Here is a 21,798-nt window from a genome sequence, read left to right on the forward strand (position 1 = left end):
CATCACCATATATTTTTTTTCTTAGATAAATGTAAAGCAAATGCCATTGCTCCAAACATGATGGCTAAGAATCCAAGTATTGGAAGAGTGGCACTAGGTGGTAAATTCAGCAATGAACTTCCCCATGCATAGAGGAATATAGCCATTACATCAAAGACAACAAACATGAGTACGTATGCATAATATTGCATCATAAAATGAGTTCTACCAACTCCGGATGGAACCTGACCACATTCCATGGGTAAAAATTTTACAGGGTTACTATGACGACGGGGGGCTATCATACGTGAGATTAGGAGTGCAGGGCTGACGGCTAAAAGTGCAAAACCAAACATTAGGACGATAGGACTATAACTTGCAGACAGTTCGCCAACCAATTTATTATCAAATTTCCAATTTGTTATAAAAAGCTATGTAACTTTTGTTACAATTAATCATTTCTCACATACACTTCATTAATATTGATATATTACGTGTTGAGTGTATTGAGCATAAATGTTGGAGATAAAGCACCTGATTTTGAGCTTGTAGATACACAGTCGAAGATGAGAAAATTATCAGAGTTTTTAGGTAAAAAGATCATCTTGTCATTCTTTGTAGTCGCCAGCTCCCCAGTATGTGAAACTGAATTGTGTAAATTTAGAGATTCAAAAGATGAGTTGGCAAATTTGGGAGCACAAGTTGTCGCACTAAGTAATGACGGACCATTTGCAAACAAGGCATTTGCAGAAAAAAATCACATCACATATCCAATACTAAGTGACTATACTAGTGACACGATACGAGCATATGACGTGTTGTTACCAGATTTACTTCATATAAAAAATTACAATGCAGCCAAGCGTTCCATTTTTATTTTAGACGAAAATGGAACAATAACATTCAAGTGGATAACAGATGATCCTCTAGTAGAGCCAGACTATCAAAAAATTAAAGAACATTTGAATAAATCTGCATAATGCATTACAAATTTGTTTGTACATTATTCACCATACATGAATAATGTATGAAAACGTAGAGATGAATTTATAGACATAATGGATTTAGATTAATCATGTGTTCAATCATTGGCTATAGTGGAAAAGAGGGGGCGTCACCAATAATAGTAAAAGGATTACGTAGAATGGAGTATCGTGGATATGACAGTGTTGGCGTAGCTACAAAATCAGATACAATAGAGATGAAAAAAGGTACGGGTAGAGTAGACGAGGTAAACAAAACAGTTGGATTAGATACGTTAGAAGGTAATGTTGGGATTGGACATACGAGATGGGCAACACATGGGGCAGTAACTGAGATAAATGCACATCCGCACTATAGTAATTCTGGAAAAATTGCTATTGTACATAATGGAATAATTGAAAATTATTCTGTTTTAAAGGAACAGTTGGAAAAGGACGGATATACATTTCAAAGTCAAACAGATACTGAGGTAATCTCAAATTTACTCCAAAAACACTATGACTCATGCAAGGATGTAAAAAATGCTATACTAGAGACAGTAGGGGAATTAACCGGAGAGTATGCATTCATTGCCCTATTTGAAGATGGAACGCTTGTTGCGGTTCGTGATAACAAATCGCTAATAATTGGAATCGGAAAAGAAGAATATTTTTTGTCTAGTGACGTGTTGGGTTTTATTGAAAATACCAATGATGTAATTTATGTCGATAACAAATCTGTAACAATAATCGATAAAAATGGTTTGAATGTAATTACGTTTGATGGTACTAGCATAAAACATGAAATAGTAAAGGTCGCAAAAGAATTTTCAGATGTAGATAAAGGAGAATACGCCTCATTCACATTCAAAGAGATAACCGAACAACCTCAAAAAAATTTACAGGCAGGAGATGATGACACAGTTATGAATCAAGCTGCATCTATGATTAGTTCGGCAAAAAATATCTACATAACTGGAAGTGGTACAAGTTTTCACGCCGCTTTAATAACAAAGATTATTCTAGCAAAATTCGCAAAAATTAAGATCGATCCCATACTTTCAAGTGAATTTATAGTTGAATCATACATGATGAATTCAGATTCGCTGTTAATTGCCATGTCACAGAGTGGTGAGAGTGCAGATGTGTTAAAAGCTGTATCTGTTGCAAAAAAATCTGGTATGAAGATATTAAGTATTATAAACTCAGTACCATCTGAGTTGATGCGTGAATCAACATTAAATATCAGAATGAACTGTGGACCAGAGATTGGCGTAGCTGCAACAAAGAGTTTCAGTGCACAAATGGTAATCGCATATAAAATTGCAAACAAGTTGTGCAAAGATTGTATTGACATTGATTTTGAAAAAATATCCAAGACTATACAAGAAATCTTAGATGATCATTCACAGATTAAAGAGATTGTCAAGGATCTAAAAGAGATATCTGATATTTACATACTTGGTAGAGGTATTAATTACCCAATGGCGTTAGAGGCGGCATTAAAGATCAAAGAGCTCACCTATGTACATGCAGAAGGCATGGCAGGAGGAGAACTCAAACATGGGCCACTTGCATTGATTGACTCGAGAAGTTTTGTTATGGTGATTAATCCATCAGATTCAACATATGAGGAAACAAAAACTAGTATTTCAGAGATTAAAACACGGGGGGCCAAAGTCATAGGTATCTCTGACAAAAATGACAATATGTATGATTACTGGATAAAAATTCCCACAGTTTTAGAATCTGTATTTCCATTGATAGAGATTATTCCAATTCAACTCTTTGCATACTATTTATCAATAGAGAAAGACATAGATCCAGATTATCCACGTAATTTGGCAAAATCAGTTACGGTAAAGTAGACAGGCGCGTATATTCATCATCAATAAACTTTAACAAATCCATACTAGACATACTAGTAGATAACATACTTGCAATCATTGTACCACCACTCCTNGCACCTTCTTTAACAAATCCCCGAGCATATGATTGCAATCCAATAAAAGATGATTTATCCAATTGTGGATTTATGGCTAATAATGGAACTTGAAGATCATCCAACATAGATATCAGATTTGCAGATTTATCATCTATGATGTATTTGGTAGTGCCCAACGCGGTTTTGTTTTTATCAAATTTTAAAAAATCTGCAAATACCAATACAGCTGCCATTTGTGTTCCACCTGCCAACAATACTGGCATTCTTCTAGACGCTTCACACAACATACCTGCTGTAAATGGTATAAAGAGATCACCGACTTTGGAGACTATATCGTATGGATTGTCTGAGGAAGTGATTCGATCAAGTGCGTGTGCCACAACAGATTCTTTCAAAGATATAGGATTCTGCGGCATGCTTGAACTCACCTTGGCATCTTTATTCATACCACACAGTACTGCAAGGGCACTAGTTGTACCCCCTGGCATGGATTCTCCTATAACAAGATAGTTTTGTGGTATAATTTTTTGTCCAAGTCTCTTGCCTGCATCAACAGCATTCAAGACATCTTGCCGTGTTGATGCATTAGTTTTATCAATGTTATTTGTAGGTGGTAGACCCGTACGCACAAGCGGGGATTGGGGAGAAATTAGACATCCTGCATCAACGAATTGATATGGCATTTTGGATGCAAGAAGTGATGCTCTAGTTAAAAGCGCAGGTGTGGGTTTTCCATCAGGGGTCATAGGTATTGTATCAATACTTTTACATTTTCCATAATGGATATACTCTGCATCTCCTGCGGCTGTAAATTTTAAAACTGCAGGTTGAGCTCCGGCAACAGTGATACCGGGAATTTCACATGTTTTTGTAAAAGATAACACAAGGGTAAAGAGAAAATCTTTACCAATGATTGAATCTGTAAATTTTTCTCCTGCATCTTGCATTGTATGTAGAATAATAGAGTCATCAAGCAAATAACATCAGAAAATCTTCTAGAGATTGTTTTTGAAATACAGGATTTAATTTTTTTTGTTCTAATAAAGTGGATTGTTTCTTTGTGCCATAATCATGTCCAGGGTACATCATCAGATTATCATCCAGGTTATACAATACATCAAACAAGCTATGATACAGTTCTGTAGCATCTCCACCAGAGAGATCAACTCTTCCACAACTACCGACAAACAAAGTATCACCAGAGAATATGCTAGTCTTATCAACAAGACACATGCTGTCTTTAGAGTGTCCTGGTGTGTGTAAGACTTTGAGGGCAGAGTTACCAAATTCTATCATATCAGAATCAGATACAACAATGTCATTCTTCATCTCAGATGCAGAATGTTGTATAATCTGAGCTCCTGTGGATTGGGCAAGAGAGCCATTTCCCACAGTATGATCATGATGATGATGAGTATTTACTATATATCGTAAAGATAAATCATGCTCTTTTAACAATATATGAATTTTATCAAGATCCCACGATGGATCAATCACAATAGATTGTTTTGTGTCATCGTATAAGAGATAGGTAAAATTCTGCATTGAGCCTACTGGTAGTTGATGAATAATCATAGGATATCTTGTTCAGCTTCTGGAGGTATTCCTATTCTCTCCAATACCAATCTGCCACATATATTTTCAAATTTCTTCATACCTATTTTGACTTTATGAAATGTTACTGTAACATCAGGTCGTACAACTAGATCCACATCATCTGCACTAAGATCAAGACCTGTGGGAATATCCACAGATAACTTAAAGGCACGTGAGTCATTGATGAATTGAACTGCTGCACGGTACGGCTCCCTAATAGTACCGGTAAATCCAGTACCTAAAATTGCATCTACGATCGCATCGGGTTCACCATTAATTTGATCAATGCTATTCAATTTGTTTACAGAATTCATCTTTGTGAGCAAGTTCCAATTCCAATTTGCCTCATCAGTTTTAATGGATTCAGGATTATCTAGTAATATCAAATCCACCTTGGCGCCAAGACCTGCCATGTGTCTTGCGACAACCATTCCATCACCACCGTTATTTCCATTACCGACAAATATTACAATATGTTTAGATGATATATCTACAAAACGATTAAGTAAATGTCGTGAAGCAGCAGCTCCGGCATTTTCCATCATAAATTTTTTTAAAAATCCCATCTGATGACCACGATTTTCAATCTGCAACATTTGATTGATTGTAATTTCCACATTTATCATACTATACATCTAAAATAATAGGTTTATGCAAAGGAATTCTAGAATATTATTGATGGTTGTGTTAATGACAGTTCTAAATTTATGGTATTTAATAAAAATACTCAGGTTTGGAACAGTGCATCTCTGATATTTATCAAAATCAGAATCGATGTATTTCTGCATAAAACATCATAATTTCATCTTGTCTGAATGACTTTTGTAATATTTTTTTAAATTTTTGAAAAAATTGTTTGTTATGTTTTGTATTATTACACAAAACCCAATACACACTGCTTTGATCTTTTATGACTCTATTTTTGTGATCTCTCCAATTTCCTAGTATGGGTGATGAATCAATTGAATACCCCCCTATGTTTTTTGTTAAATTTTCATTCACTTGATCAAATTTTTCATCAGGAATTTCTTTTCGTTGCCCTTTTTTGTTTACATTATAAAAGTGTGGAAGTAAAAACTCTACTCTGATAAAATTGTTTAATATAATTATTATCAAATATGAATATAGTTAATTTTCTTTTTTTCTAATTTTTGGCAATTTTTTTTATCAAGCCCGAAAACATTTTCAGAATCAACATCAAATTCTATGTTACTTTTTATTAGAAAGCCAAGTGCTTTTACTCTTTCACTTTTAATATTAAATTGGATCGTACAAAATTTATTATGTTTAGATGTATTAGGCACACTAATATTATTAACATCATATTATTAATATGTTTTAGTAGATATTGTAGCGTCAATGCATAAAAAAATATTAGCAATAGTAATCAAAGTTGATTTTATTTTAATGAATATATCAATGATGACATTTCAATTCATTACTAAATTTCAATCCTTGATTTCATGGATAAAAAATTTGGATATGAGATTATAGTTAATTTATGATATGTTCTAACATGAATAATTTTCTCTCGTGTTGTAGAATTTGCAAAGGAATTCTAGAATATTATGAGGAATTCGTGTATGATAATCCGATAGAGTTACTGCACATTGACAGAATTGTCAAGACAAACGGATTTAAATTAGATTATCAATAGTGTAGTATGTCACTTGTAGATGCAAAGGCATCATTAGATAAAATTTCAAAATCATTAGATACAAAACTTGATGCTAGAGAATTTTTAATTAGGAATACTAGAGATATTGTTACCTTGGCAAGTCAAGCAATAATATCAATACATAAAGAAGACATACGAACGGCCAAAGTAAAAATCAACAAAGCTACAAAATTATTAGAAAAATATAGGAAAAAAAGTAAAGGAGGTTTAAATAAATACCTCCAGATGCCGGAACAAGAATTGGTAGAAGCATCTGCGTTGCTATGTATCGTGCAAAAAAAGAACATTCCATCTATAAAATCATTAAATGTTTCAGAAGAGTCATATGTTTTGGGATTATTAGATTGCATCGGAGAATGTAAGAGATTAGTTTATGATAAAATCAGAAAAGATAAAGTAAAAGAGGCATCACGTGTGTTTGAACTAATGGAGGATCTCTATTTACACCTATACCCATTTGCAGCACAAGATAAAATTTTACGCGAGGCAAGAAGAAAATTAGATGTAAATAGAATACTAGTAGAGAACGTAAGGGCTACACTAACTGAAGATATCAGAAGAACAAAATTATTGTCAGATATAGTGAAATCCAAATTAATGAATCAGTAATTCCCAAAATAAAATCACGATTTCACATCATTAAATTATGCGGGCGATGGGATTTGAACCCACGAACTCCTGAGAGACTAGCCCCTCAAGCTAGCGCCTTTGGCCAGGCTGGGCGACACCCGCAAAATTACTGAACATGAATGGTTTTTATAATCCTTGGTTGATTTTTGAATAGTGTTAGTTCCAGTAAGATGTTTTACCTGTGGAAATATGTTAGCAGATAAGTATGAAGACTATAAGAAAAAAATTGCAGCAAATGAAAATCCGGCAAAAGTTTTAGATTCACTTGGTATGGACAGATATTGTTGTAGAAGGATGTTATTAACAACAGTTGAGACAATTCAACAAATCATTCCATTCTATGAAGCAGTTGAAAGAAGACGACTGGAAATAGAAGCAGAGATCGAATAAATTGCCAAAAATTACCTCAGTTAGGGGTAGAGTATTGTATAATAGTAGAGGGAGTAAGACTGTAGAGGTAGATGTAATAGCAGATAATAATTTGGGTCGTGTATGTGCGCCTTCAGGTGCAAGTGTTGGAATTCACGAGGTTGTATCATTTCCTAATGGACCAGAACAGGCAATTAAAATATTGCATGAGAATGAGCAGAAATTTATTGGAATAGAAGCTGGAAATCCAAAAATAATTTACAATGCACTACATGAGATAGATGACTCTGCAAATTATTCAAATTTAGGGGGCGGGATAGCATTTGCTACAAGCATAGCATGTGCCGAAGCTGCAAGCAGAGCAATAAATGAGCCACTCTACAAAACATTATCAGATAGATCAAATTTCACTTTTCCACGTCCACTTGGAAATATACTAGGAGGAGGAGTTCATGCAGGACCAGGTACGCCAGATATTCAAGAGATTCTAGTATGTGCCATAGGTGCAAATACAATCAAAGAAGCAGTAGAGACGAATATTTCTGTCCATAATGAGTTGAGAAATATTTTACAGAAAAAGGAACCATATTTTACAAATGGGCGCGGAGACGAGGGAGGATGGGCCCCACGTCTTGATAATGATGCGGCGTTGGAAGTATCTGTATCTGCATGTGAGAGTTTGGGATTCACACTGGGCAAAGATGTCTCACTTGGAGTTGATTTTGCAGCATCCACACAGTGGGATCAGAAAAAATTAAAATATAATTATGAACGTCAGGGATTTGAAAATGATTCAGGCGAACAGATAGAGTATGTATCTGAAATTATAAAAAAATACAAATTGATTTATGCAGAAGACGCTGTTCATGAGGAAGCATTTGAAGACATGGCAGAAATTACAAAACAATTTCCTAATGTACTAATCGTAGGAGATGATTTAATTACTACAAGTAGAGACACACTAACAAAGGCAGTTGCAATCAAAGCATGTAACGCAGTTATACTAAAAGTCAATCAGGCCGGTAGTCTGTATGATGCTATGCAATTTGCAAAAGAAGCAGATGCCAATAATATCAAGATAATCACATCTCATAAATCTGGGGAATCTAACGATTACCACATATCTCATATCGGAGTGGCCACAGGCTCGAAGATGCTCAAAATAGGTATAGTAGGTGGGGAGAGAATGGCTAAAATTAATGAGTTATTACGTCTATCAGAGCATGATTTAATATGTGGCATGACGGAGTTGTAAAATCTAATGAGTGAGAATAGCGCTGAGGATATGAAGAAAAAGCTTGTAGCGTCCGGTGTACAGATTGGTACAAGGGTAAAAACCAAGTTTATGAAACCATTCATTATCAAAACAGAGACTGATGGAACATATACCATGGATATCGACATCACCATTGGAAGAATCAAAGCGGCAGCTAAATTCATCAATAGAATGGAGCCTAAAAATGTCATTGTCTGTTCTGGAAGTAGTTATCCAGAAAAACCAATTGAGAAATTATGTGATATTATTGGTACAGTAAAGATGTTAGGAAGATTCATGCCAGGTACTCTTACAAACCCTGCACTTCCATATTACATCGAACCCAAACTAGTAGTCATATCAGATCCATTGACAAATCTACAAGCAATTAGGGAAGCTACAAATGCAGGAATACCTGTTATTGGTATTGCAAACACTGACAATTTAACATCTAACCTTGATGTAATAATACCGGCTAATAACAAAGGCAGAAAAGCTCTGGCTGCAACATATTGGTATCTAGTACGAGAGATCTTGATCCTTCAAGGTAAGATGACTGAAGATGATACCATGGAAGAGGATATAGACAGTTTTGAGACAAAGACTACCGAACTGCAAAGCCCGGATGTTGCTAGTGTGTGAAATCTGTAGCATCGGCTCCGTGTAAAACAATATTATTTGGTGAGCATTTTGTCATGTATGATACAAGTGCAATTTTATGTGCAATTGACAAGAGAATTACAGTCAGATGTGAGACGATCAAGGAAAAAGATTTAAAGATCAAGTCCAATATTGGTACAATTACAACAAGTTTAGATGATTCTATAGATAATAAATTCAAACCACTACTCTACATTGTAAAACATGTATTAAAAATAAATGGATTCGAGGGCGGAGTCTCCATGGATATAGACTCGCCGATACCGGCAGGTGTAGGTTTAGGCTCATCTTCGGCATGTTTTGTAGCAGCGGCAAGAGCAGTATTGAATCTATTTGATAAATCTAGTATACAAAAAGTAATAGACTTGGCAGTACAGGCAGAGAAGACAATATTCTCAAGTGTGTCAGGGGCAGATACTACAATATCTGCTATTGGAGGAATAATAGATTATGATAAGACACATACCAAAATTGATTCACGATTGAATTTTTCTCTGGTAATTGCAAACTCTAATGAAACACACTCTACAAACGATGTGGTGAATCATGTTGCAGAATTCGCCAAACAAGATGCCACCAAATTTTCAAATTTATGTAAAAGAGAGGCAAAAATAATTCAAGAAGCAAAAAATGGAATAATAGATGCAGATATTCACAAAGTAGGAAGATGTATGTCAGAGAATCAAGAATGTCTCCAAGAGATAGGAGTATCAAATGATACACTAGACCACATGATTAGGCTTGCAGAAAGAGAATCATATGGTGCAAAAATCACAGGTGCAGGCAAGGGCGGATGTATCATAGCTATTACAGATCAAACTAATGTAAGGCAGACCATGGAGATTTTAGAGAAGAACAGCTTTGAGTGTTTTTCTACAAAAATAACTACAAAGGGACTGGATAATATTTAACTGACTATACAGCAGATTCATTCATGATTCTACTCAAACTAGGTGGCTCGATAATTACTGATAAAAATAGACCAATCACTGTCCGTCGTAAAGTTGTTGATAATTTAGGCAAAACAATTTCCAAGATTTCAGAACCAGTAATAATAATTCACGGTGGGGGTTCATTTGGACATTATTGGTCTGTAAAGTATAACATGCATACAAAACCATCAACTACAAAAAGTATCGGAGTTGCACGTGTAAGAGAATCTATGATTTCACTAAATGATACCATTACAAAATCATTCATAAAATCAAAACTTCCAATATACTCTATTCCGCCAAGTGTGTTTATGATTGGAAATAAACCAATAGTATCAAAGATCAAAGAAATTCTACAATACACTCCAAAGATGATACCGATGACATACGGTGACGCGCTATTGTATGATAAAAATAGATATTATATCCTATCAGGCGATGTCATTATGAGTATATTTGCCAAAATTCTAAAACCAAGACTAGTAATATTCACAACAAACGTAGATGGCCTATACTCAGATTTGAAGACAAAAAAAATATTCAGTGTTGTAAAAAATGATACAAAAGGTATCATTACAGATAACCCAAAAGATGTAACAGGTGGAATGGTGCGAAAAGTAGCAGAAGCGAAAAAAATCTCTAAAATGAAATATGATACATTTTTTATTAATGGGAATAAACCACAAAGAATATTGGATGTAATTAATGGTAAAAAATTTGTGGGTACAAAATTTGAGGGTAAAAAATGACAGAGTATTTAATACTTGTAAATAAAAAAGATGAGCCTGTTGGTATGGAGGAGAAGGTAAAATGCCATCTTCCAAATGGTAAATTACACAGGGCATTTACAGCCCTCATATTTGATGAATCTTCTCGTCTGCTTCTTGGAAAAAGAGATGGGGGAAAGATGCTTTGGCCCAATTGCTGGGATGGAACATTTGCAAGTCATCCAAGAAAAGATGAAGGATATTCGGATGCAGCTGTACGTAGAATGCCCGAAGAGGTTGGAATAAAGTGCGATGTGGATTACGCCTTCAAGTTTGAATATCACGTGCCTTACAAGGATGTTGGCTCGGAAAATGAAATATGTGGTACACTAGTTGGACAAATAGATTCACAGATACCGTTGAGTCTTGTAGAGAAAGAAATCAGTGAGACAAGATGGATATCTGCTGAACAATTAATACAAGAATTAAAACAATCCTCAAAAGAATTTTGTCCATGGATGTTAATAGCATTATACCTTTTACCAAAAGTAAATCCACAAATCATTACAAAGCATAAACTAGATGGATGGTTGATGAAAGATACTCTTGATATAATATATAATGCTACAAAGATTCATCTTGCAGATGAAAAGTGGAGATTGGTATGAAGAGTAATGATACCATTAATAAAAATATCTTGTCTTCACTTGGTGGAAGACCAAAGGATTTGTATGCAGCTGCATCTCATTTAATAGAACACGGAGGAAAGCGTTTGAGACCTCACATGGTACTAGATAGTTGTAAGATGCTTGGCGGTCGTACAAATAATGCAATGTATGCAGCTACTGCCATAGAGATGATACACAATTTTACTCTAATTCATGATGATATGATGGACAATGATGAACTGCGTCATGGTGTGCCTACGGTACACAACAAATTTGGAATGCCAGTTGCCATATTATCTGGAGATGTTTTATACTCTAAAGCATTTGAGGTGATTTCTCACAAAAATTTAACCGTAAATATGTCAACTAGTCTAGTTCGAGTCTTGGCACGTGCGTGTATTGAGGTTTGTGAAGGGCAAATGCTGGATATTCAAATGGCAGAATATAAAAAAATTCCATCACAAAAAGAGTATATAATAATGATCCAGAAAAAAACATCTGCATTGTTTGAGGCGTCTTGTGCAATGGGTGCTATTTGTGCAAATGCAAAGAGTAATGATGTAAAAAATCTTGCCTCATTTGGGAAAAATCTAGGAATTGCATTTCAAATTACAGATGATTTGATTGGAGTTGTAGGGGATTCTAAAATAACAAAAAAACCTGTAGGAAATGATCTACGTGAGGGTAAAAAATCACTACCAATTGTACTTGCAATAAGAATGGCAAAGGGAAATGATAAAAAAACTATTCTAAAGGCATTTGGAAATAAAAAAGCAAGTAAAATAATGATAAGCAAGGCTGTACAGACAATTATACATCTAGGTGTAGAAGAACAAGTTAGAAAAACTGCAAATCAATATGCAAATAGAGCAAAGAGATCATTAAATTCCTATTCAGGCAAGTCTCATGCAGACCTTTTGTCACTTTTAGATTTTATAGTAGAGAGAAGTAAATGACCACAGATGATTTAACAGGCGAAATTCAAAAATTAGCACTACAAAATGCACTAGAACATGATGGTAAGACTAGTGAGAAAATAATACTAGCAAAAATTCTCGGACAGATGCCAGAGATGAGAGGTAAAATTAAAGAAATTATGCCAGAGATTGCAAGTGTGGTTCAAAAAGTGAATAATTCCACTAAAGAATCACAGAGATTCGATGTGCAAAGACTATTTCCAGAATTGCTGGAAAAATCAAAAAAAACACACTCTCCTCAAAAACCTCTACTAGCACCATTAGAGAATGCTATAGATGGCAAAGTAGTTACACGATTCCCACCTGAACCAAATGGTTATCCACACATTGGACATGCAAAGGCGGCAATAATTAATGAAGAGTATGCTAAAATGTATAATGGAAAATTAATTTTACGATTTGATGACACAAATCCACGGGCCGAACGATTAGAATATTACGCTGCGATCAAAGTAGGATTAGATTGGCTCAACATCAAATATAATTCAGTAAAGAATACGTCAGACGATATGGAATTGATGTATGAGAAGGGTAAAAATATGATGGAATTGAATCGGGCTTATGTGTGTACTTGCAAACAAGAAAATATTAAAAATAATAGAATGAATCGTATAGCTTGTAAATGTAGTAAAAGAGATCAAGATTTAGAAGATTGGGATATGATGTTTACCAAGATCAAGCCAGGTAAAGGAATAGTTCGATTCAGGGGAGATATGAATTCGGATAATACTGTAATGCGAGATCCCGTACTATTTAGAATAGTTGATGAGAAACACCCACTTGTTGGAGACAAGTATAGGGTTTGGCCAAGTTATGATTTTGCAGTTGCAATAGAGGATAGTGCAGATGGTATAACACATGCATTTAGAACCAAAGAGTATGAGCTTCGAAATGAATTATACTATACAATTTTAGACATACTAGAGATGCGCAAACCAATAATGTCCGAATTTTCTAGACTCGAGTTTGATGGAATGCCCGTATCAAAACGCATTCTAAGACCACTAATTGAGGACGGAAAGGTATCTTGGTATGATGATCCACGTCTACCCACACTAGAGGCACTTCGAAGACGTGGTATGAGACCAGAGGGAATAAGAAAGTTCATAGCATCACTTGGACTGACTAAAGCTGACACATTAGCACCATTTGACGCACTAGAGTCGTTTAATCGCAAGCACGTAGATAAGACAAGTATTAGACTATTCATGGTTACAGAGCCGGTGTTGATAAAAATTAGTGGCTCTCCAGAAAAAATAGAGATTTCAAATCACCCAACCGGCGACATGGGAAAACGTACAGTAGAGGTTGGTGGGCAGGTATATCTTGCAAAAGAGGATTTACAAAATATAGCCCCAGGTACACAGATACGACTAATCGGATTAGGCAACATTAGTATAAACAAGATATCAGATCATGTGACAGCAGAGTATGTAGGGGATACAAAAGACTCGTCTGTGATCAAGGTACAATGGGTTCCAAAGATGAATAGCCACAAGATCAAAGTAATCATTCCAAAGATATTATTCATTAATGATTCATTTAATGAGGATAGTTTGGAGGAGAAATACGCATATACAGAACCAGAGTTTCTTAATTTAGAGGAGGGTTCTGAAATTCAATTTGTAAGATTTGGTTATTGTAGAAAAGATTCTCAGAATCAAGTGATTTTTACACACAAGTGATTTTTATGAAAATTTGTAGAATAAAAAATGACAAACTAGAGACGTATGGGATAGTAGTTGGGGATTATATCTTAACAAAGAGTCAGATAGTAGATGAGACAGGAATACCAATTCCAGATAATATAAAGGACTTTATGTTTGATGGTTGGTACAATGAAATTAAAGACAAGATTTCAGATATAACAGAGAAGACTAGATTAGACAAATACACAATACTTGCCCCTATTGCAAACCCTTCAAAAATTATTTGTGTTGCATTTAATTACACAGATCATGCATCTGATCAAAATATGATACCACCAGATGATCCTGCCATAGTGATAAAACCTAAAACCACACTCACGGGTACAAATTCAGATTTAGTATGTCCAAAATTTGCCAGAAAATTAGATTATGAGATTGAACTTGGAGTGATAATTGGGGAGATGTGCAAGAGCATCGATGCCATCAGAGCAAAGGAGGTAATATTTGGATATACGATAATGAATGATGCATCCTCTAGAGAAATTCAATTTGGCGATGGGCAGTTTACACGTGGTAAAGGTTTCGATACATTTGCCCCTTGTGGTCCATACATTACAACGGCAGATGAAATTATAGATCCAGATATGTTGAGTATGAAGACGTTTGTGAATGGAGACATTAGGCAAAACTCTTCCACAAGCAAAGCACATATCAAAACATACGATATGATATCTAAACTAAGTCAAGTGATGACTTTGGAGAGAGGAGATATCATATCTACAGGTACTCCAACAGGAGTTGCATTGAATAATCCAAATGTAGAATTTTTAAAACACGGTGATAAAATTAGAATGGAGATTCAAGATTTAGGAATACTAGAGAATATAGTAAAAATAATTTAAATCAACTACCCAACATTTTACCTGCAAGATTTTCTTTGCGCGGTATCCATTTTAATTCAATATTTTTACATGTAGCAATTAGAGACCAAGCTTTTTGTGCAAGTAATCGTAGATTCGGAGCATTAATTGCATAATCATGATTTAGTTGGTAAATAGTATTTTTAGAATCACTATAAATTACAAGATTGTCGACACCGTGAAATTTTTCTAGTGCAGATATTATAGCCATGTATTCTGCGTCGTTATTTGTAATGCCAGGTTTTTTTTCATAAAAGGTATCACCAGTACTTTTAACATAATATCCATACCCAGAATTGTTACCACCAGAACCATCTACATATATCTCAGTTTTCATGTTTGTAGATTTTACTAGCCCAAATTATAAGATTAACTATCCCAAAGTAGATTACCGTGGCAATTAGCTGTGCAAAGATGGACGTATGATAAGGCTCTACACCCATAGTTAGAAGATAGTGTTGTAGATACCATCGCGTAGCAGCGTATGCTACCTCTCCGATACCAAGAGATAGGATAGTACCGGTAATATCTTTATAAAATTTCTGTCTATTAATGGTACCATTAGATGTATAGTATAATTTTTTATTCACATACCAATGCAAGGTTACAAAGACAGTATAGTATACAATAAAATCAGCAACTAGTGCGATAGTTGCATTAAGTTCACTAGATGATTCTGAAAATAGTTGTGTGACTAGAGCAGATACGATAAATGATGCAATGAATCCAAAAAAAATATTTTGGTTCAAACGAATATAACGCACGTATCTATTATTCATGATTAAAATTTAGATATATCATTATTCAAGTTATGGGTATGTAACATTTAATTCAGGAGTTGAGTCCAAAGGTACATCATTAATCATAATTTTATCACCACCCAATTGAACTGCTCGAACTCTATTTATGGAATCATTGTTAGATACAAATTCAAAAATGATATTAACATCATTATTGGAATCATTCGTATCTGTTCTATCAGAGAATCCAATTATGGTAAATGTATTATCTGTGATGATATAATTTTGTAAAATAAAATATTTTGTAGGTTGCTTCTGAGTGTTTAAATTATGTATAGTAATAGAATCTAAAAATTCAGATATTGGATCAGACAGTATGAGTTTCGAGGTATCATCCTGATGTCGCATCTTGAGAGGATTAGAGTCTAGACCAGAGGACACATCAATACTAGTAGGTCCATCTATGGATTTTAGTGCGTGATTAGATGATTGTATGGTGATACTATCAACCAAAGATACAGCTCTTGCAGAATTTATTAGCTCATCAGTGTGGGATATCTGAAGCAATGCTATAATACGATTATCAGACTGTATCAAAAGAGTTGTGACATATTGATCAGATATTCCATGATAAACTAATGCAAAATTATCATACAATGATTTTCGTGATGTGATATCAGATAGAACGATATTACCTTTCTTAATGATTAGTGTGTCAACAAAGTCATCAATCAGAGTAGAAGAGGAATTTTTAATCATGATTGGTTTAGATTGAGATATGATTGGAGGTGCAGGAGGAGATGGTAATTTGGCAGGAGGAGATGGTAATTTGGTAGGAGGAGATGGTAATTTGGTAGGAGGATTATCAAAGATTATTTCATCAGGGTTTTCAGTGAGTGTGATTGTTTTTCTTATACTCAATACTTGTCTGCCAACCACATTATCAGCCGTGATTGAGACAAAAATATCTTTAAGATCAAGGGATACCTCAAATGTAAGAGTAGAATCACCGATCTTACCAGATACTAGTGTTGCACTTTGAACACCCAAACTAGAACTACGAACAGATACACTAGGCAAGATATTTGAATCCTGTTTTGTAAATATTTGTAATATTCGATTATTATCTATTATATCCCATGTCACTTTGTAAATACTAAAATCTCCAGTGATACCAGAATTTAACACATTTGCACTACTACTACCACCGCCACCTCCGCCTCCGCCTCCGCCTCCACCACTACTAGATATAGGAATGGCAGATGTGGCAGGAGTAGGTGTAATTTGAGGTATTGTTGTAAGTAATGTATCAGATACTAGTGTATAATATCCAAAATTAGTAGCATGTAGAGTCCATATTGTAATCCCAGTATTAGATAAAATATAACACTCTTGAATTTGATTGGTAGTTAGAAATGTATGTACAGAATTGATATCGTTTGATTGACAGACGTGATTAATTAATTGTGGATTTTGATTTGATTGTTGATTAAATACGCTTAAATTTTGAGCAGTAGTGTTGAATACAAGTTTTACAGGTTGTGAGAAATTAAGTGTGCTGGAATCTGCCCCCATACTGACTGCAAATATATCTGCAAAGGTCAATGTGGTTGTATTTATTATATTATTTATAGTAACATTAGAGGTAATACTAGGAATTATTACATCCACAATCTTTGGAAGATTAAAAGTTCCATTCCAAAAACTAGAAGGGACAGTCACATTGGTAGATGAAAATAGACTTAAACCAACCAAAGTATTTACAGTGTCAGATACATTAGATATGAAATTAAAACCGGCAAGAGTAGTGTTTTGGGCAGATGTATTATATTGAATCGTATGATTTATGGTGTCTGGTCTTACCTGAATGTCTAAAAATGAATCAGTCTCTGACAGTATTATAGAATTATTTGTGTTTATTATGATATTTGGACTAGGAATAATCGACTCGGATTCATGAAATGTGGTTAGATTATTATCATCAGTAAGAGAGAAACAAACTTTTTGAGTATTGAGTGTATTGGATGTAAATATCAATACAGAATTTTCATCATATTGATTGATATTATTTGACGATACAAATGCACAATTGTTATTTATATCTGTGGTAAACCACTGCCAAGTAGTATTTACAGCATTATCAGATGAAGAGACAAACCAAGTGGTAGAGTTGGAAGAAGGATTCGATGGGCTAGTTATACTAGGAATCACACTAGCGACATAAATTATAGTAAATACATATTCAAGATTAGAATTGTTCGATGTATCTTGAACAATGCCTGCCGGAATCACTACCATAATAGTTCCATTACGTATAGTTGGAGTTAGAGATAGTGTAGTGTTTGAGATAAATTCAAAAGTTGCATTTAGTACTGTTGGCATAAAAGTAGAATTAGACAAAGTCTCACTGAATAATATATCAAGTGTAATTGGATAGTTGCTAGTAAAATTTGTCGATGTGGTATTAATAATTACAACAGGTGATATAGTATCTGGAATTATTAGAGTGAAATTATAATCTAATATTGTATTGATAAAATTTCCCGTTAGGTCTTGCACTGTAGCACTCAATAGATCCAATTGTGGAGTATCAAGTGAAATTATATTCTGTCGCCGAGTCTCATTCAAGTAGAATGTCAATGTTGAATTTACAATACTAGTATTAGTATTGGATAATGATATCTGATTTGATGAATTAAATTCACTAATGAATAATCTAGATTGATTCACAAACGGAGTTAATGTTTCACTAAAGGTAATACTCAATACACCAATTCCCTCATCAAGAATCACATTATCAATGGTTGGTGGTTCTGAATCATGAAAGAAAGTAACTATATTTGATGCGTTATTTGTGACTCCAAAACGAGATGTGGTAGAATTTGCGATGATAAAAACATAGACATTACCAGTACTAGATGGTAAAATTGTTAGAACGAATTGTTGAGAATTTATGGTGGTAATATTTGTAATATTTGCATTGATAATTGAAATAGATGAATTTGTAAAATTAAATACAGGTTTAGAAAAATTAACTATTATATCCACATAGGATTTGTTGACAATGTTGGAAAAATTTAATGTCAAGGTTGCAATAGGTGGAATCGTATCATAAGTTATTGTAAAATTATTTGATTCAATGTTATTGTATCCATCACCATCAGTTGAACTATTTTCAATTACATGTAAAAATACGGCATCATTAATTGATATTGGTAAAATGTCAACAGCAAATGTAGTATCATTGAGTTTAATAAAAGAGTTGATCATTCCATTTGTGATTAAAATATCTGATTGATCAAATCCAAATGGTTGTTTATCGAATGTAATGATTAGTTGTACAAGTGAATTAGAGGTTACATTTGAAGATAATGTAATTGTAGATTTAAGAAAAGGGATTTTTGTTATATTCAATATGTAGACAGAGCCTCTACTCATACCACCAATATCACCTCCATTTGCACCTATAGCAATTTCTACACCAGTATTATCAATATTCAAAATAGCCATGGATTTACCAAAGTGAGAATATTCTTCATGAGTGTGAGATGGAGATAATATTGTAGAGGATTTCACACTTCCATCAGTGTCTAAAAATAAGACATATACAATTCCAGATAAATCAAAAGAATTAGCTATTATTATGCTATTTACTGCTCCAACGGCTAAATCATTTATACCATCACCATTTAGATCACCAACATTCACTAAAGAACGTCCAAACCAGTCACTAAAGGACAATTGAGGACCATTAGGGGTGGAATCAGTGATTTTAGCAGTGGATTTGACAAATCCATTATTATTCATAAATAGAATATAGACTGACCCAGAGTTAGGTACTGCAGTACCATCATTAACAGAGCCGACTGCCAGATCAACAATTCCATCTTGATTGAGATCACCCATTGTAGTTACTGATGAACCAAAATAACCATTAATACTAAGATCTAATGTGTTAACAGTACTATTATCAATTCTATAATTAGAAAGTATACTACTACCATTCATAAAAAAGACATACAGTGCTCCAAGTCCAGAGGTTTCATCAGCTCCAATAACAGGATCAGAGAATCCATCATTATTTAGATCACCAATATTTGCAACAGCTCCACCAAAATAATCATTACGAGACAGATTGGGTCCATTCATAGTATCATTATTAATAGTCACTGTATGATTAATACTAGCATCCTTGTTGAAAAAAAGAATATGGGCAGCTCCTGTAACGTTAAATTCAGGGGAACCAACTAAAAATTCGTCAATACCATTACCATCAATATCACCTATGTTCACTATAGAATCTCCAAATAATGAAGAATTCGCAGAACTAAATATACTACTACTATCAATTGTGACAGTGGAATCTATTGCAAATGTATTAGATTGTGATTGAGATAAAACAACATGTATTGAACCAGAATTAGATCCACCTACATCACTATATGGCGATCCTATCACTAAATCTAGTGCAGAATCATTATTAATATTACCATATGCAATGGAAGAGCCAAATCTATCAAAATCAGAAAGAGAGATATTATTATTATCAATTGTTGTTATCGTGTTTATAGTAGTAAGAAGAGGATATAATTCAGAATTGGTAATTTCGACTTCGATATAATCAGCAGTAATATTTACATTAGTAATTGTAATATTTCTAACACCATTATATGATTGAGATTGTCCCAAATACCATAAACTAGCAAGAGGAAAAGAGGTAACTGGAACTAAAGATATGGGGATGTAGAATCATCAGTATTAATTTGTCCAAAGGGATTGTAACTATACAAAACTAATCCAGTAGTATTAAAAGGCGTTTTGTCAAATACAGATGGCGTTCTAGCTTCAAGTGTATAATATTCACCATTTGTCCCAAACGGAATGATTGCAAGTTTGTAGGTATCATTTACAATTGTATTCTCACCAAGGTATGTCAACTTGAATGTGTCAAGATTATTATTCAAAACTATGCGAACATCAGAGTGTTCAATCCAATTGGATTGATATTTGTTAAAACCAATTATGCCAACAGTGCCAGTTGTAGTATATGAATCACTCATTAAAGACCACGGATCATCATATGTTCGTAGTGGTAATGGTGGTGGCGAATGTCGCCAATTTAAATTATGACCAAGCTCATGTGCAACAACAGAAAATTGACCCAAAGAGCCTCGTTGAAGAGAAACATGAGTATTAATATTTATAAAAACAAAACCGCATACATTAGAACTATCACATATTTGTCTTGGACTAAGATATGCAATGCCACCAATACCCGTTTCAAAAACATCGTTGGTGATTATAGTTATTACATCAATGTCATCATGTGTATTATTGTAATATAGTTTTTCAGAGCGATCATTATATTTTATATTATCAGCACCATATAGTGTTAGATTTCTTGAAAAGTATTCATTTATTATAGTATTGTAAAGAATTGGTATTTCAAAGGATGTATCATAAGATTTAGTATTCGGTAAAGTTGTGTTAAACCAATCTATTATACCATTATTTTTTAAAAGTGTTTTATTGTATGAATGATGTACAAAATAATTATACAAGGAAGTAGATTGGTTATAAAAGAGAGATTCGTACCAAGATGCATCATTAGATGGAGTTGTAGTATTAGCAAATTTAGTGAATAGTGTAACATGATCTAATTGAGTTGTAGTTAGTCTGCTTCCATCTATCGTAAGAGATGCAGGTTTGGAGAGAATAGTATCAAGGGACATAGACTTGGCTTGCAACAATTGTGAAGAATTATCAGGGTTGGTCTTCAAAACAACTGTAACGTAATTACCTGACATATCAAATAGATCAGTTGGCGGCAAACTAAATTCTAGAGTATAAGGGATTTGTTGTGTATGAGATTTATTTCCTTCAACAAATAAATGATATTCGTAAGAGGTAGAGCCGTTGATGTAAAGTTTCTCAAGTATGTTAAAGTAACCACCAATAGTATCAGGGGATAATTTAGTAACGGTGTGATTATCTAATGGAACAGCATAAGCACTGTCAGATAAAACGAGTCCGAAAAATCCAACAAGTAAGAGTATTGTTATTGTGTATGTCAGGATATACAAAGTAGGCAATACAAATGATTCACAGTGTTTTAATTTATACTATATTAC

General features: G+C 34.0%; 21 protein-coding genes and 1 tRNA gene. 12 read left to right on the forward strand and 10 right to left on the reverse strand.

Annotated features, from left to right (window positions below):
- Positions 1 to 2: 2 nt before the first annotated feature.
- Positions 3 to 335 (reverse strand): NADH-quinone oxidoreductase subunit A, encoded by a 333-nt coding sequence (locus R1F52_01630; protein WOV93919.1) that lies wholly within the window; start codon positions 333 to 335, stop codon positions 3 to 5.
- A gap of 150 nt (positions 336 to 485) precedes the next feature.
- On the opposite strand from R1F52_01630, the gene R1F52_01635 reads away from it, so the two are divergent.
- Together R1F52_01635 and glmS are read left to right on the forward strand one after the other, a co-directional pair.
- Entirely contained in the window at positions 486 to 959 is a 474-nt protein-coding gene (locus R1F52_01635; GenBank protein ID WOV93358.1) for a redoxin domain-containing protein, read from the forward strand.
- A 95-nt stretch (positions 960 to 1,054) separates the two neighbouring features.
- On the forward strand, positions 1,055 to 2,809 hold the full coding sequence (gene glmS / locus R1F52_01640; GenBank protein WOV93359.1) for a glutamine--fructose-6-phosphate transaminase (isomerizing): 1,755 nt from the start codon (positions 1,055 to 1,057) through the stop codon (positions 2,807 to 2,809).
- On the opposite strand, the gene R1F52_01645 is transcribed toward glmS, so the two are convergent.
- From R1F52_01645 to R1F52_01660, 4 genes are all read right to left on the reverse strand, one after another.
- Positions 2,796 to 3,863 carry a TIGR00303 family protein gene (locus R1F52_01645; protein WOV93360.1) on the reverse strand — a complete coding sequence of 356 codons (1,068 nt, stop codon included), beginning with the start codon at positions 3,861 to 3,863 and terminating at the stop codon, positions 2,796 to 2,798. The genes glmS and R1F52_01645 overlap by 14 nt on opposite strands.
- On the reverse strand, positions 3,856 to 4,461 hold the full coding sequence (locus R1F52_01650; GenBank protein WOV93361.1) for an MBL fold metallo-hydrolase: 606 nt from the start codon (positions 4,459 to 4,461) through the stop codon (positions 3,856 to 3,858). The genes R1F52_01645 and R1F52_01650 overlap by 8 nt, the downstream gene beginning before the upstream one ends.
- Positions 4,458 to 5,099 (reverse strand): NAD(P)H-hydrate epimerase, encoded by a 642-nt coding sequence (locus R1F52_01655; protein WOV93920.1) that lies wholly within the window; start codon positions 5,097 to 5,099, stop codon positions 4,458 to 4,460. Before R1F52_01655 ends, R1F52_01650 begins: the two co-directional genes overlap by 4 nt.
- Positions 5,100 to 5,247: 148 nt before the next feature.
- Positions 5,248 to 5,598 carry a hypothetical protein gene (locus R1F52_01660; protein ID WOV93362.1) on the reverse strand — a complete coding sequence of 117 codons (351 nt, stop codon included), beginning with the start codon at positions 5,596 to 5,598 and terminating at the stop codon, positions 5,248 to 5,250.
- Between the two features lie 547 nt (positions 5,599 to 6,145).
- Here R1F52_01660 and R1F52_01665 point away from each other — a divergent pair.
- Positions 6,146 to 6,769 (forward strand): RNA-binding protein, encoded by a 624-nt coding sequence (locus tag R1F52_01665; GenBank protein ID WOV93363.1) that lies wholly within the window; start codon positions 6,146 to 6,148, stop codon positions 6,767 to 6,769.
- A gap of 38 nt (positions 6,770 to 6,807) precedes the next feature.
- Here the strand turns inward: R1F52_01665 and R1F52_01670 are convergent.
- Positions 6,808 to 6,892, reverse strand: a tRNA-Leu gene (locus tag R1F52_01670).
- Positions 6,893 to 6,943: 51 nt separating this feature from the next.
- On the opposite strand from R1F52_01670, the gene R1F52_01675 reads away from it, so the two are divergent.
- From R1F52_01675 to R1F52_01715, 9 genes are read left to right on the forward strand one after another with little or no spacing between them, the layout of a single operon-like run.
- Positions 6,944 to 7,180, forward strand: coding sequence for a DNA-directed RNA polymerase subunit N (locus R1F52_01675; GenBank protein ID WOV93364.1), 237 nt, complete (start codon positions 6,944 to 6,946; stop codon positions 7,178 to 7,180).
- 1 nt (position 7,181) lies between these two features.
- Positions 7,182 to 8,414 (forward strand): enolase C-terminal domain-like protein, encoded by a 1,233-nt coding sequence (locus tag R1F52_01680; GenBank protein WOV93365.1) that lies wholly within the window; start codon positions 7,182 to 7,184, stop codon positions 8,412 to 8,414.
- 6 nt (positions 8,415 to 8,420) lie between these two features.
- The gene (locus tag R1F52_01685) at positions 8,421 to 9,056 is read left to right on the forward strand and encodes a 30S ribosomal protein S2 (GenBank protein WOV93366.1); all 636 of its coding nucleotides are present in this window, start codon (positions 8,421 to 8,423) and stop codon (positions 9,054 to 9,056) included.
- Entirely contained in the window at positions 9,053 to 9,985 is a 933-nt protein-coding gene (gene mvk / locus R1F52_01690) for a mevalonate kinase (protein ID WOV93367.1), read from the forward strand. Before R1F52_01685 ends, mvk begins: the two co-directional genes overlap by 4 nt.
- Positions 9,986 to 10,008: 23 nt before the next feature.
- On the forward strand, positions 10,009 to 10,755 hold the full coding sequence (locus R1F52_01695; GenBank protein WOV93368.1) for an isopentenyl phosphate kinase: 747 nt from the start codon (positions 10,009 to 10,011) through the stop codon (positions 10,753 to 10,755).
- Positions 10,752 to 11,381 carry an NUDIX domain-containing protein gene (locus R1F52_01700; GenBank protein WOV93369.1) on the forward strand — a complete coding sequence of 210 codons (630 nt, stop codon included), beginning with the start codon at positions 10,752 to 10,754 and terminating at the stop codon, positions 11,379 to 11,381. Before R1F52_01695 ends, R1F52_01700 begins: the two co-directional genes overlap by 4 nt.
- Entirely contained in the window at positions 11,378 to 12,337 is a 960-nt protein-coding gene (locus tag R1F52_01705) for a polyprenyl synthetase family protein (GenBank protein ID WOV93370.1), read from the forward strand. The genes R1F52_01700 and R1F52_01705 overlap by 4 nt, the downstream gene beginning before the upstream one ends.
- Positions 12,334 to 14,043, forward strand: a complete 1,710-nt coding sequence (gltX, locus tag R1F52_01710; protein WOV93371.1) for a glutamate--tRNA ligase — start codon at positions 12,334 to 12,336, stop codon at positions 14,041 to 14,043. Before R1F52_01705 ends, gltX begins: the two co-directional genes overlap by 4 nt.
- Positions 14,044 to 14,048: 5 nt before the next feature.
- Complete coding sequence (locus R1F52_01715) at positions 14,049 to 14,909, forward strand: fumarylacetoacetate hydrolase family protein (GenBank protein WOV93372.1); 861 nt, start codon at positions 14,049 to 14,051, stop codon at positions 14,907 to 14,909.
- Between the two features lies 1 nt (position 14,910).
- Here R1F52_01715 and R1F52_01720 read toward each other — a convergent pair whose 3' ends face one another.
- The 4 genes from R1F52_01720 to R1F52_01735 are packed head-to-tail and all read right to left on the reverse strand — an operon-like array spanning position 14,911 to position 21,759.
- Entirely contained in the window at positions 14,911 to 15,264 is a 354-nt protein-coding gene (locus tag R1F52_01720; protein ID WOV93373.1) for a reverse transcriptase-like protein, read from the reverse strand.
- Positions 15,254 to 15,676 carry a hypothetical protein gene (locus R1F52_01725; protein WOV93374.1) on the reverse strand — a complete coding sequence of 141 codons (423 nt, stop codon included), beginning with the start codon at positions 15,674 to 15,676 and terminating at the stop codon, positions 15,254 to 15,256. The genes R1F52_01720 and R1F52_01725 overlap by 11 nt, the downstream gene beginning before the upstream one ends.
- Before the next feature lie 60 nt (positions 15,677 to 15,736).
- Positions 15,737 to 20,356 carry an FG-GAP-like repeat-containing protein gene (locus R1F52_01730; protein WOV93375.1) on the reverse strand — a complete coding sequence of 1,540 codons (4,620 nt, stop codon included), beginning with the start codon at positions 20,354 to 20,356 and terminating at the stop codon, positions 15,737 to 15,739.
- A 38-nt stretch (positions 20,357 to 20,394) separates the two neighbouring features.
- Positions 20,395 to 21,759: a zinc-dependent metalloprotease family protein gene (locus R1F52_01735; protein ID WOV93376.1), complete on the reverse strand. Its 1,365-nt coding sequence runs from the start codon at positions 21,757 to 21,759 to the stop codon at positions 20,395 to 20,397.
- Positions 21,760 to 21,798 lie beyond the last annotated feature (39 nt).

The sequence above is a fragment of the Nitrosopumilaceae archaeon AB1(1) genome (genome assembly GCA_033471095.1).
GTDB lineage: Archaea > Thermoproteota > Nitrososphaeria > Nitrososphaerales > Nitrosopumilaceae > Nitrosoabyssus > Nitrosoabyssus spongiisocia.